Below are 12,772 nucleotides of genomic sequence, written 5' to 3'. Positions count from 1 at the left end.
GCCGAATAACGAAGTTTCCGGCGGGAAGTTATGTACATGGATTAATGAGTCATCAAGACTTCATCGATATGATGCAGCAACTGTCCTTCGAAGAAAATGCTGACCCCTGTGACATTAGAGTCGCCGAGCACTTTGTATTCAACAAACTTGTCGGTCAGTACCGGCAAGGAAATGTCATCGGCGTGTTGGAGTTTCAGCTCCAGTCGCAGATCAAACGATTTGTCCTGTTTGTCGCTAAGTACCAAGATCGGTGTAATGCCACTGTGGGCAACGGTTACGGTGCCGAAGGTGCGGAAAGAAGCGGCTCCGGGCATGCGGTCGATTTGCGCGGTCCAGTTTTTAGAAGTAATGCTCATGTTGTAACTCCTGTAGTAAGTTGATGGCGTCCTGCGGGGCCAATATATCGATTTTGATCGGCCGGTGTGAGGCTAATTGAAGTTGAGTTTGTAAGGGGAAGTTATCCATGCTAGTTCTCGCTATCGAGACATCGCATGATTGTACCGTCGCAGCTAATGATTAAAGATGCGCCGCGAGGTGTTATTTTTATGACTAAACTCTGGGCCTGAGCAGTGTTAAATGGTGCCGTTTAGTCGTGGCATATTGGTTTGATTGAGGCGAGCACGACAATCCTTCCGGTGTCCGCCTCGCTCGGTCAAGCGGGGCTGGAGGGTAAGACGTCATGGATGTAAATCACTCGCAGCGGTGAAATCGTGCTTCACCGCGGCACACGCTGCTACATCATGGGATCCCCAGCCAAAACAAAGGGCAGCGAGGCGATAGAGTTGCGTTTTGAACAGGCAAAAAGCCAATTCTTGTAGTATAACTACAAGCTTGCTACATCACGGCACCTGCCAATAACAAGAGTCCAGCCCCTTGAACCTGTTGCAACACATCGCCCAGTCACGCCACCTGCTGCGCAAGTCGGAGCTGAAAGTCGCCGATCACGTACTGCTTGATCCTGCGGCCGTCATGCACAGCTCCATGGCCGATCTTGCCCACAGTGTCGGCATCAGCGAACCGACCATCGTGCGTTTCTGCCGGGCCATCGGTTGCTCGGGTTTCCAGGACCTGAAACTCAAGCTGGCCCAGAGCCTGGCGGCCGGGGCCAGCTTCGGTCAGTTTGCGATTCATGAAGACGATTCAGTCGCCGACTACAGCCTGAAAATCTTCGACACGACCCTGCACACCCTGATGGAAGTTCGCGAGAAGCTCGACCCGGTGGCGTTGCAGAAAGCCGTCACGGCCATGTCCCAGGCCCAGCGTGTCGAGTTTTATGGTTTTGGCGCGTCGGGCGCTGTGGCGGCCGATGCCCAACACAAGTTTTTCCGCTTGCTGCTTACGGCGGCGGCCTATTCCGACCCGCACATGCAGGCGATGTCGGCGGTTACGCTGAAACCCACCGATGTGGCGATCTGTATTTCCCAGTCGGGGCGTTCCAAAGACCTGTTGATCACCGCGAACCTGGTGCGCGAAAGCGGCGCCTCGCTGATCACCTTGTGCCCGAGCCAGACGCCATTGGCGGAACTCTCGACGGTGAACCTGGCGATCGATGTGCATGAAGACACCGAAATCTACACGCCGTTGACCTCACGCATTGCCCATCTGGTAGTGATCGACGTATTGGCAATGGGCGTCGCCATGGCCCGTGGCCCGAGCCTGGTCAACCACCTCAAGAGCGTGAAGCGCAGCCTGCGCAGCTTGCGGCTGTCGCCCAAATCGGTGAAGGCGTTGGATGACTGAGCCCGGTCTGGGGGGGCTTCTGTGGCGAGGGAGCTTGCTCCCGCTGGGTTGCGAAGCGACCCCCAACGGTTATCCAGGCACACCGCGTTGACAGGTTTGCGACTGCTGCGCAGCCGAGCGAGAGCAAGCTCCCTCGTCACAGGGGACACCGCCCGAATTCATCGTCTTGTAATCTTCGCGCCGCCAAACCGTCATCCCGTGCCTTCATCGTAAAGCTCCCGTATACGTCTTGGGAGTCTCGACATGACCCAGTCCTACGAAGAACGCAGCGCCGTCAAAACCCGTCGTCAGCAGGAAGACCAGCGCCGCATGGCGTTTCGTCGTGCAATCGAAGACCGCTGTGAGCAACGCCAGCTCTTGGCTGAGATCAGCGAATTCCCTGACACGGTGGAGTTCAATTACTGGCAGGCAACGCCGGCGGCTTCCCGTCGAAGCGCTCAACCAGACCGATGATCTGAGCGCGCTCGGCGCGAACGAACGCCAGGAAGGCGTGGGCCACCGGCGACAAGCGTTTCGCCCTGGCCTGTACCAGGCACCAACTGCGATACAGCGGCAACTCTTCTATCGGCAGTTCGACGAGCGCACCGGAAGACAACTCCCGGCTCACGGCGTGGCGCGTCAACAGCGCCACGCCCAGCCCGGCCACCACGCACTCGCGCTGGGCCTCCGCCGAAGCCACCTCCAGTGTCTGCGTGAAGTGCACCCGTTTCTCCTTGAAATACTCCTCGCACGCCAGCCGCGTGCCTGACCCCGGCTCGCGCAGCAGCAACGTGTAGGGTTCCAGGTCCTGCAAGCGCAGCGGGCCCATGTGGCACAACGGATGATCCGGCGGGGCCACGGCCACGATGGGATTGTTGAGAAACGGCAGGAATTCCAGGCCCATGTCCTGCGGCACCATGGACATGATCACCACGTCGTCCCGGTTGTCCGACAGCCGTCGAATGACCTGGCCGCGATTGACCACGGTGAGGTTCAGGTTGACCTCCGGATGCTGGCGCTTGAACGCAGCGAACAGGTGCGGAACGAAGTACTTGGCGCTGGATTCAACGGCGAGCTTCAGCTGACCCTGCAGCGAGCCTTGCATGTCCGAAAGCTGCATGTCGAGGTTCTCCAGGCGTCCAAAAATGTCCCGGCTGGCCCGTTGCAGCGCTTCGGCGGCCTCGGTCATGTAGAGTTTTTTGCCCACATACTCGAACAGCGGCTGGCCAATCAGCTCTTCAAGGGACCGGATCTGTAGGCTAACGGCCGGCTGGGTGAGAGACATTTCATCGGCTGCGCGGCTGTAGGACCTCAAGTCGCACACCTCGTTGAAAATCTGCAATTGACGCAACGTCATACGCATCAATGACTTACGCATTTTCTACACACTCTGGACCATGACGAATGGGCCAACTATAAGTCTTTGCTTATGCATGGCCCAATAATTATTCATTTTTGTTAATCAACAGCCAGGGCTAGTGTGGAGGTGCGACCAATTGTTACATCTGGTCACGCGTCGGCCTGGATCCCAGGTCGTGGTATCACCGGCTCAAGGGAACCTCCAATTGATAACAAAGATCCTGATCGCCAACCGTGGTGAGATTGCCGTGCGAATCGTGCGCGCTTGCGCCGAGATGGGCATTCGCTCGGTCGCGGTCTATTCCGACGCAGATCGGCATGCCCTGCATGTCAAGCGTGCGGACGAGGCCCACAGCATCGGCGCCGATCCGCTGGCCGGCTACCTCAACCCGCGCAAACTGGTGAACCTGGCGGTGGAAACCGGCTGTGATGCCTTGCATCCAGGCTATGGTTTTCTTTCGGAAAACGCCGAACTGGCGGATATCTGCGCCGAACGCGGAATCAAATTCATCGGTCCGTCGGCGGAAGTCATTCGTCGCATGGGCGATAAGACCGAAGCGCGCCGCAGCATGATCAAGGCCGGTGTGCCGGTCACGCCGGGTACCGAAGGCAACGTGGCGGGCATCGAAGAGGCCCTGACCGAAGGCGACCGGATCGGTTACCCGGTGATGCTCAAGGCCACGTCCGGCGGCGGTGGCCGTGGTATCCGTCGCTGCAACAGCCGTGAAGAACTCGAACAAGCCTTCCCGCGCGTTATCTCCGAAGCCACCAAGGCATTCGGTTCGGCGGAAGTGTTCCTGGAAAAATGCATCGTCAATCCCAAGCACATCGAGGCGCAGATCCTCGGTGACAGTTTCGGCAATGTCGTGCATCTGTTCGAGCGCGACTGCTCGATCCAGCGCCGCAACCAGAAGCTGATTGAAATCGCCCCGAGCCCGCAACTGACTCCCGAACAGCGCGCCTACATCGGTGACTTGTCGGTGCGTGCGGCCAAGGCCGTGGGCTACGAGAACGCCGGCACCGTGGAGTTTTTGCTCGCCGAGGGCGAGGTGTACTTCATGGAGATGAACACTCGCGTGCAGGTGGAACACACCATCACCGAAGAAATCACCGGTATCGACATCGTCCGCGAACAGATCCGCATCGCCTCCGGGCTGCCGCTGTCGGTCAAGCAGGAAGACATCCAGCACCGTGGTTTCGCGTTGCAGTTCCGGATCAACGCCGAAGACCCGAAAAACAACTTCCTGCCCAGCTTCGGCAAGATCACTCGTTATTACGCCCCCGGCGGTCCGGGCGTGCGCACCGACACGGCGATCTATACCGGCTACACCATTCCGCCGTTCTACGATTCGATGTGCCTGAAATTGGTGGTTTGGGCGTTGACCTGGGAAGAGGCGATGGACCGTGGCCTGCGAGCCCTGGATGACATGCGCCTGCAGGGGGTCAAGACCACCGCAGCGTATTACCAGGAGATTCTGCGCAATCCGGAATTCCGTAGCGGCCAGTTCAATACCAGCTTCGTTGAAAGCCACCCTGAACTGACCAACTACTCGATCAAGCGCAAACCCGAAGAGCTGGCCCTGGCCATCGCCGCCGCCATTGCCGCCCACGCAGGCCTGTAAGGAATCATGACCATGTCCAAGAAGATCTTTGTTACCGACACAATCCTGCGCGACGCCCACCAATCGCTGCTCGCCACCCGCATGCGCACCGAAGACATGCTGCCGATCTGCGACAAGCTCGACAAAGTCGGCTATTGGTCCCTGGAAGTCTGGGGCGGCGCGACGTTCGACGCCTGCGTGCGCTTCCTGAAGGAAGATCCATGGGAGCGCCTGCGCCAACTGCGCGCCGCGCTGCCCAACACTCGCCTGCAAATGCTGCTGCGCGGCCAGAACCTGCTGGGCTACCGCCACTACAGCGATGACGTGGTCAAGGCGTTCGTCGCCAAGGCTGCGGTCAACGGCATCGATGTGTTCCGTATTTTCGATGCGATGAACGACGTGCGTAACCTGAAGGTCGCCATCGAGGCGGTGAAGGCAGCTGGCAAACATGCCCAGGGCACGATCGCCTACACCACGAGCCCGGTGCACACCATCGATGCGTTCGTGGCCCAGGCCAAGCAGATGGAAGCCATGGGTTGCGACTCGGTGGCGATCAAGGACATGGCCGGCCTGTTGACCCCGTATGCCACTGGCGAACTGGTCAAGGCGCTGAAGAGCGAGCAGTCGCTGCCAGTCTTCATCCATTCCCACGACACCGCGGGCCTGGCTGCGATGTGCCAGCTCAAGGCTATTGAAAATGGTGCCGATCATATCGACACCGCCATCTCCAGCTTTGCCTGGGGCACCAGCCATCCGGGTACTGAATCGATGGTCGCCGCCCTCAAGGGCAGCGAGTTCGACACCGGCCTGGACCTGGAACTGCTTCAGGAAATCGGCTTGTACTTCTACGCCGTGCGCAAGAAATACCACCAGTTCGAAAGCGAGTTCACCGCAGTCGACACCCGCGTCCAGGTCAACCAGGTACCGGGCGGGATGATTTCCAACCTCGCCAACCAGCTGAAAGAGCAGGGCGCCCTGAACCGCATGAACGAAGTGCTCGCGGAAATCCCCCGAGTGCGCGAAGACCTCGGCTTCCCGCCATTGGTGACCCCGACTTCGCAGATTGTCGGCACCCAGGCGTTCTTCAACGTGCTGGCCGGTGAGCGCTACAAGACCATCACCAACGAAGTGAAGCTCTATCTGCAGGGCGGCTATGGCAAGGCGCCGGGTTCGGTGAACGAGAAGCTGCGCCGCCAGGCCATCGGTAGCGAAGACGTGATCGATGTGCGTCCGGCCGATTTGCTCAAGCCGGAGATGACCAAGCTGCGTGGGGAAATCGGCGCGTTGGCCAAGTCCGAAGAGGACGTGCTGACCTACGCCATGTTCCCGGACATCGGTCGCAAATTCCTCGAAGAACGCGAAGCCGGCACCCTGACCCCAGAAGTACTGTTGCCTATCCCAGAAGCGGGCAGCGTGAGTTCAGCGGGTGGCGAAGGTGTGCCAACCGAGTTCGTCATCGACGTTCACGGTGAGACCTATCGCGTCGACATCACCGGAGTGGGCGTCAAGGCTGAGGGCAAGCGGCACTTCTATCTCTCCATCGACGGCATGCCCGAAGAGGTCGTCTTCGAACCGCTCAACGAGTTTGTCAGCGGCGGCAGCAGCAAGCGCAAGCAAGCCACCGCGCCGGGCCACGTCAGCACCACCATGCCGGGCAACATCGTCGATGTGCTGGTCAAGGAAGGCGACGTGGTGAAGGCCGGCCAAGCGGTGCTGATCACCGAAGCCATGAAGATGGAAACCGAAGTGCAGGCGGCTATCGCCGGCAAGGTCACCGCGATTCATGTGGCCAAGGGCGACCGCGTCAATCCGGGCGAGATCCTGATCGAGATCGAAGGCTGAGTTAACAGCCTCGATACAACGCTTTAACCTCGGGGGGGCATGTGCTCCCCTTTTTTTTGTCCGTCAGAACATCATCCGCCATTGGCCCATTAGCGAACCGCTGCGGTTGTCCTGCCCAGTTTCACTGCGGTAACTCAATCCCAGGATGTGACGTGGCGAGACGGCCAAGTCCAGCCCCGCTTGCACGAGCAGGCTGTCACGGTCCAGCTCGACACCTTCGATGCGATAGGTGTTTCCTCCACTGATCAGGCGCTGCTGGGAGCTACCTTTGATGTCGCCGTATAAATGCCTCCAACTGACATCCAGTCGGGGCGTCAATGCCATGCCTTGGTCAAACGTAAAGGGCCGGGCCAGGCGCAGACCAAGATCGGTGCTGTAGTGATCCTGGGTCTGGTCGTTGTATTGCACTGCGGCGTCCCCACCTTTTTCGCTGTAGCGCTCGCGTTGATAGCGTTGATAACCCAAGTGGGCGTAGGGCTCGATATCGAGATGGGCGATATTTAACCGGTAGCCAACCTGCCCAAAGACTTGATGCGTGTTGGCTTCGTAACTGCCCTTGAGGTTGTCCCTGTAACGGTTGAAGGCAACGTGACGCTTGGTGCTGCCGTCATGGCTGCCATAAACGGCGCCCAGGCGCAGGGCCAGAGGCCCGTCCTGGCGCAAGGCGTATGCGCCCGCGAGCCAGCTGTCGAGTGCGCCTTCGAACTGATGGCTGTCCAGCCGGGTTTGCGTCTTGCCGCCGATGATCCCTAGCCGCCAATCGGGGCTGATCGCCCAGTCGGTGCCCAGCATCACCCCCTTGGTCGAATGCTTCATGGCATAGCTTCCCAATTGCTTGGCGAGACTTCCGTTGTGGCCGACAGCCTGGACCCAGACCTGACCGTTATCTTGCCCGCCCCCCGAGGTTTTGCGGCCCATGGTAGAGAGTAAGCCTGTGGCAATCGGCGCGACGCTGCTCAGGGTGGCGTTGCCCAGATCGGCGGTGTCGTAACCGCTGAGTTGGTCAATGGCATCGGCGGCGGTGGTCATGTTGGTGCCGAGCAGGGCGGTGATGGCGGCGTTGGGTTTCGGCTCAGTGCTGGCGACTGGCTGCGTTTTGCTGGGGTGTTGTGCTGGACTATCGACCTTCGGCAGTGTGGCAGGTGCCTGAAAAACCGCTACGTTGCCGACAGGCTTGGGTGGCAGTGCTGTGACCCGTTGTGGTTTTTCGATACCGCCAGTGAATCTTTCAGCGTTTTCGTTCTTCGCAGCAGCCTTCAGCGGAACGTCATTACGCGCATAAGCCAGGCCAACCTCCGTCCCGTTGTAGTGTGGGGTCGCGGTCATGAAGGGAAGGTTATCGATGACCGTGCCGAACTTCCCTTCAATCTGCTTCGCACGGATCACGGTGTGCTGGCTTGTGCCCATGTTCTCAACCTCTACGGCGTCGATCCTCAGGGTCGCGTCGTTCAGGGTCGCGGTGCCTGCGACATTGATCGTGGCGCTGGCGCCCGCGGCATCGATGCCGTAGATCAGCTCGGCGTCTTTCAACAGTTCAAGGTTTCCGTTGATCGAGGGTGCGCCGATTTCAGGACCGACCTTCAGCTGGCCCGCCACGCTCAGGAACTCAACAGATCCACTGCCGCTGAAGCGGGCCTTCTCGCGTACATGGACAGCGCCATTCACCGTGCCTGAGTTGGTCATATGGGCGTCTGGCTCGACGATGACGCGATTGGCGACAACCCCCTTGTTATCGAACGTACCGAGCACCCCGACTTGTCCGTCGATATGGCCGATATTTACGAGTTTGGTTTGCGCTTCAATCACTGCCCAACCGCCAAAATTCCCGGTGTGTTCCCATTCGTTTTTCGTGACGTGCAAAGCTTCGAAATTGCGGGTTTCAGCCAATCTTGGGCTCAGGGCATCGCCCAATCGAAGAACGTTGTTTCCGCCACCTCCATCAACAGGCCCGCTGAACGCACCCTTTGCGGTGACGTTGACCAGATCGTTGGCCTTAGTCAGTTTCATGCCGCCTTTGCGGGCGGTGGAGACAGTGTGATGCTTGGTATCTGTAGCTTCTTCGAGGGTCTTGAGACGCTCCTGAAGAACAGCCGTCGTGGGAGTTTCGGCAACTGACTGAGCCATGGAAACCTCGGCGCAGCCAAGTGCCAAAGCTATCGCCAGCGCGAGATGTTGGGGCAGAAATGAAGGTTGGGTTGGCATCGAGTGGACCTTTTTATGACGGAGGTCTCACTGTAAAAATTCCGGCCTGGGTGGCGATGCCAGCCTTGTTCGCTGCGAGAGCAAGATTCGGCGGATGAAATTTGTAGGCTGCTTGTGCTGCGATCAGCGTGTCGTGTCGTTGGATTTCATGGGGCTGAGCTTTGCCCTACAGCCTGCTCGGACCTTTCAATTTTATCGGGCATCAACCGCTCGATACAGATTGGGTTCGTGATGGTAGGCTTCCGGCCGATCAAAATTAAGCTTTGTAGACCCATTCCGTGTTTCGCGTAGGATGGTTCCGAGATACAGAAACTCAGCGTTGTTTCGTTGGGGCCTCGCCTATAGTTCTCTCGTCATCGACTAATCGGTGATCGATCTTAGCCGGTCGAACAAGAGTGCACGGGCGCCCCCGATGGCGGCGCTTTTTGTCGCCCAATGTTTTTACATTTATGGCGGCTGTGCGGGGGACATCTTCGGGTGTGCCGGATTCTCTTGTCCGGTCGGCTAACCCGCGTACAGCTGCCACCATATTCGTTTAGCCGCGAACGGTGGTAGCTCTTAACTCAAGAGAGCAACCCGATGATCAAGTATTACCCCCTTCAAGCAAATACCAGCGTCGGAGCCACACTGTTTATCGACACGGAAGCCAGTGCCTCCGATCTGTTGGAAACGGCTGCCCATCGTATAAAAGCTGCTCGAGACTTACTCAACAGCATTTCCTGTCTATGCATGAAAAACGCCGAGGGTTTATGACCTGGAGCACTTCACCTGCGCCGCGCATCTGCTGTTGCAGGACGGTTGCGATGCGTTGGAGGTGTTGGGATGGCGCGTCGATGGAGAGGGTGATCTCCAGGCGCCGGCTAATAGCAATCCGTCTGCAAGCCAGACAGGTTCAGTCAGCTCAACCGTTTAGCCGATGAATTAGCATTGCTACGATAAAGCTGTATATTCATACAGTTTTATCGGCCTTTAAGCTGATGGCTAGGTTTGCCGAGCCAATTGCTAATTGTTGATTACCTTTTTTTAACGCAACATCGCGTAAGGGCGATAGCCGGGGCGTCTTGACCTTCAAAGCAAGGTAGAATCGCGACCCGCTATGGGGGGTGTATGGCAAAAGAGGCGCAAATGACATTTGCTGAGCTGGACGTTCCATTTGCTTTGAAGGTACCGGTTCAGTCGTTGGTTACTGCCAGGGCTACGGCTCGTGCATTGGCTGCCGGGTTCCCCATAGACAAACAGTTGAGCTTGGCAAGAGCATTTGGCGTTCGGCTAATTGAAGCTTGGTGGCGCGGCCTCAACCAAGATGAAATCGCTCCTCAGGAGCTTCGTGCACCGATTGCCGAATTTGAAACCTCAACACTTTCAGACGCCGCCAGCTTGCTTGCCGAGCAGATCGGTACGGCGGCCTCAGAATTCGATGCTGAGACGGCTGCCTATCAGATAGGCCTTACCTACACCAGTATGCTGCCCGTGGAGCATCGCGGAGAGTATGGGATTTTCTATACGCCTCCAGCTCTAACCGCGCGGCTTATCGATCAGGCCACGTCAGCGAATGTTGATTGGGCGAAATGTCGTGTTCTGGATCCGGCGTGTGGCGGTGGTGCGTTTCTCGCACCCATTGCGCAGCGGATTATGAAGGAGCTTGCACAATGCAGCCCGCGACTGCTGCTGCAAAGTATTGGTAACCGGCTGCATGGCTTTGAAATAGATCCGTTCGGAGCCTGGCTCAGTCAAGTTACTTTGGACGCAGTGTTGCTGCCCATCAGTCGCTCGTCGGGTCTGCGCTTACCTGTCATGATCACGGTTTGTGATTCGTTGCGGAATAGCCCGCCTAAAGACGGATTCGATTTGGTCATTGGTAATCCGCCGTATGGCAAAGCCAAGCTGGATGTCGAAACGCGCGAGTTATATAAGCGCTCTCTATACGGTCATGCCAATCTTTACGGACTGTTTACGGACTTTGCCATTCGTCAAACCAAACCGGGTGGGTTGATCGCTTTTGTTACCCCTACTTCTTTTTTGGCGGGGGGGTATTTCAAAAATCTGCGTGCGTTGATTGGCCAAGAAGCACCTCCGATTTCCATAGATTTCGTTGCGGCCCGTAAAGGTGTTTTTGATGATGTTCTTCAAGAAATGGCTCTCACCACCTACCGTAAGGCTGGCGAAGCCGTTCCTGTTGTTGTCTCTGAAATAATATCTGCGGACGGTGTGACTGAAATTAGAGAGACAGGGTCAATCATCCTGCCTAAAGACTGCACTTTGCCTTGGCTGTTACCTCGGAATCCCAACCAAACGAAACTTGTGGGAAGGCTTTCTGAGATGCCCCATCGTCTTGTTGACTGGGGATATAGAGTCAGTACGGGGCCGTTGGTCTGGAATCGCCATAAATCGCAACTGACCTACCAAGCTGGTAGCAGTCGGCTACCGCTTATATGGGCTGAGGCAATTACAGCCGATGGGGAGTTTGTTTTTAGAGCAGAGAAAAAGAACCATGCTCCTTATTTTGAGCTGGCGCCCTCTGATCAATGGTTGGTGACGACCCAGCCCTGCGTACTTTTACAGCGCACCACTGCAAAAGAGCAGAGCCGCCGCCTTATCGCAGCTGCGTTACCAATAGATTTTCTTCAGTCGCATGGCGGAGTGGTGATAGAGAACCATATCAACATGGTCAGACCCATCACAGACGTTCCCAAAGTTAATACTGCTGTGCTTGCTGCTTTTTTGAACAGCGGGGCGGCTGACCGTGCGTTTCGTTGCGTCAGTGGTTCTGTAGCAGTTTCAGCCTATGAGCTTGAATCCTTGCCTTTACCCGATCCGGCGGCCTTGAAGGAGTTAGCAGGGTTGGTTGAGGCTGACGCTTCAAAAGAGTCCATCGAAGCAGCTTGTTCCAAACTTTTCTAAGGAAGAAATGTGCTACCACCTTATGTCTCACGTTCGTTGATATCCGAAAGGTTGCCTCTGATTTTTCCAGAGGGAACGCCTAACCGTTCCTATTGCACACGTGAGCTGGCGGCAAGCACAATTTTTGCGATGCTTTATATTGGAGCAGTCGAAGGTTTGGATGTTTGGCTGGGGCCGGTGCATGTTTATCGGATGACGGATGCACAGGCTGAAGATTGTTGCGAGATCGCTCGTTTAAGTTACCGGGCCAATTTGCGGAAGAAAACCTTTCAGGTACCTGGCGTCCGTTGGTATGCGGACAACACCCGTGAACCTATTCGCGACGAAACCTTGAGAGAGGGTTTGCTGGTGGTGGGGGCTGTGCTCGAGCGGCCTGACGTACCGACGACATCAGGCGCTCCTCGTTATGCACTTAAGGCGGACCTTGCTGCTCTTTTTGACCCTGATCTTGTCGCAGAGGATTTGTTGGCCGCCATACTGGCATGGCAGGAAAAGCATCTATCCCGCAGTGCACGAGCACGTGTGTCCCTTATGCGAGCTGGTACAACGGGAAAGGATGGGGTCTTGGTTTCTTTCCCGAATGGAGACACCCGCCGGCTCGTTCCGGGACCTAGCTCAGACATATCGAAAGCCGTCGTGGAGGTTTTCGCCGTCAAGTTTTTGGAAAGGCCGGGGGTAATTTGGCTGAGTGAGTCAGGTAACAAAGTTGCTCATCCTGACCTCCAGCTTGCTTCAGTTATCGGGCTTGATATAGAGGCTCAGAAAAATCTTCCGGACTTGATTCTGGTGGATCTTGGTCCGGCCGAGCCGTTGATCGTATTTGTTGAGGTTGTCGCCACCGACGGCGCTATTACACCCCGCAGGCAGGAAGCGTTATACGCGATAACAGACAATGGTGGCTTCAGCCGCTCGCAAGTCGCTTTTGTTACGGCTTACGCAGACAGGGAGGCAGCTGGATTCAAGAAAACTATAACGGGTCTGGCTTGGGGCACCTTTGCATGGTTCATGTCTGAGCCTGACAATCTCGTGCTTCTTCAAAATGGCGTGAGCCGACTCGCAAATCTCAACGTAGCTATTGAGGCGAAAAAAGCCCTTTAGGATTCTCAAGTTCCCCTAGGAGTCTTGATCCGCTGCTGTCGTGTTACTCA

10 protein-coding genes are annotated in these 12,772 nt (G+C 56.9%); 7 read left to right on the top strand and 3 right to left on the bottom strand.

All coding sequences use genetic code 11. From position 1 onward, the window contains the following. Nucleotides 1–41 precede the first annotated feature (41 nt). Nucleotides 42–356 carry a hypothetical protein gene (locus PFLQ2_RS00350; RefSeq protein ID WP_003187111.1) on the bottom strand — a complete coding sequence of 105 codons (315 nt, stop codon included), beginning with the start codon at nt 354–356 and terminating at the stop codon, nt 42–44. Nucleotides 357–873: 517 nt separating this feature from the next. Between PFLQ2_RS00350 and hexR the strand changes: the two genes are divergently transcribed. Continuing rightward, nucleotides 874–1,740 (top strand): transcriptional regulator HexR, encoded by an 867-nt coding sequence (hexR, locus tag PFLQ2_RS00355; protein WP_003187110.1) that lies wholly within the window; start codon nt 874–876, stop codon nt 1,738–1,740. Nucleotides 1,741–1,983: 243 nt separating this feature from the next. After that, nucleotides 1,984–2,193: a PA3496 family putative envelope integrity protein gene (locus tag PFLQ2_RS29245; protein ID WP_083455214.1), complete on the top strand. Its 210-nt coding sequence runs from the start codon at nt 1,984–1,986 to the stop codon at nt 2,191–2,193. Here the strand turns inward: PFLQ2_RS29245 and PFLQ2_RS00360 are convergent. Then, on the bottom strand, nt 2,135–3,097 hold the full coding sequence (locus PFLQ2_RS00360; RefSeq protein WP_003187108.1) for a LysR family transcriptional regulator: 963 nt from the start codon (nt 3,095–3,097) through the stop codon (nt 2,135–2,137). The genes PFLQ2_RS29245 and PFLQ2_RS00360 overlap by 59 nt on opposite strands. Nucleotides 3,098–3,284: 187 nt before the next feature. On the opposite strand from PFLQ2_RS00360, the gene PFLQ2_RS00365 reads away from it, so the two are divergent. Beyond that, complete coding sequence (locus tag PFLQ2_RS00365) at nt 3,285–4,700, top strand: acetyl-CoA carboxylase biotin carboxylase subunit (RefSeq protein ID WP_003187105.1); 1,416 nt, start codon at nt 3,285–3,287, stop codon at nt 4,698–4,700. Nucleotides 4,701–4,712: 12 nt separating this feature from the next. Next, a complete protein-coding gene (gene oadA / locus PFLQ2_RS00370; protein ID WP_003187103.1) occupies nt 4,713–6,521 on the top strand; it encodes a sodium-extruding oxaloacetate decarboxylase subunit alpha in 1,809 nt (602 codons plus the stop codon). A gap of 63 nt (nt 6,522–6,584) precedes the next feature. Here oadA and PFLQ2_RS00375 read toward each other — a convergent pair whose 3' ends face one another. Further along, nucleotides 6,585–8,204, bottom strand: a complete 1,620-nt coding sequence (locus PFLQ2_RS00375) for an autotransporter outer membrane beta-barrel domain-containing protein (protein WP_225970854.1) — start codon at nt 8,202–8,204, stop codon at nt 6,585–6,587. On the opposite strand from PFLQ2_RS00375, the gene PFLQ2_RS30795 reads away from it, so the two are divergent. The 3 genes from PFLQ2_RS30795 (at nt 8,205) to PFLQ2_RS00385 (ending at nt 12,722) form a co-directional block, all read left to right on the top strand. Then, nucleotides 8,205–8,636: a hypothetical protein gene (locus tag PFLQ2_RS30795; RefSeq protein ID WP_225970853.1), complete on the top strand. Its 432-nt coding sequence runs from the start codon at nt 8,205–8,207 to the stop codon at nt 8,634–8,636. 1,212 nt (nt 8,637–9,848) lie between these two features. Then, nucleotides 9,849–11,624, top strand: a complete 1,776-nt coding sequence (locus tag PFLQ2_RS00380; protein ID WP_003187098.1) for an HsdM family class I SAM-dependent methyltransferase — start codon at nt 9,849–9,851, stop codon at nt 11,622–11,624. Nucleotides 11,625–11,633: 9 nt separating this feature from the next. Beyond that, nucleotides 11,634–12,722: a BsuBI/PstI family type II restriction endonuclease gene (locus PFLQ2_RS00385; protein ID WP_003187096.1), complete on the top strand. Its 1,089-nt coding sequence runs from the start codon at nt 11,634–11,636 to the stop codon at nt 12,720–12,722. Nucleotides 12,723–12,772: the final 50 nt, after the last annotated feature.

This window comes from Pseudomonas fluorescens Q2-87, assembly GCF_000281895.1.
In the GTDB taxonomy this organism is placed as follows: domain Bacteria; phylum Pseudomonadota; class Gammaproteobacteria; order Pseudomonadales; family Pseudomonadaceae; genus Aquipseudomonas; species Aquipseudomonas fluorescens_S.
Note: the sequence above shows the minus strand (reverse complement) of the source record. Positions and strands in the feature narration are given on the sequence as shown.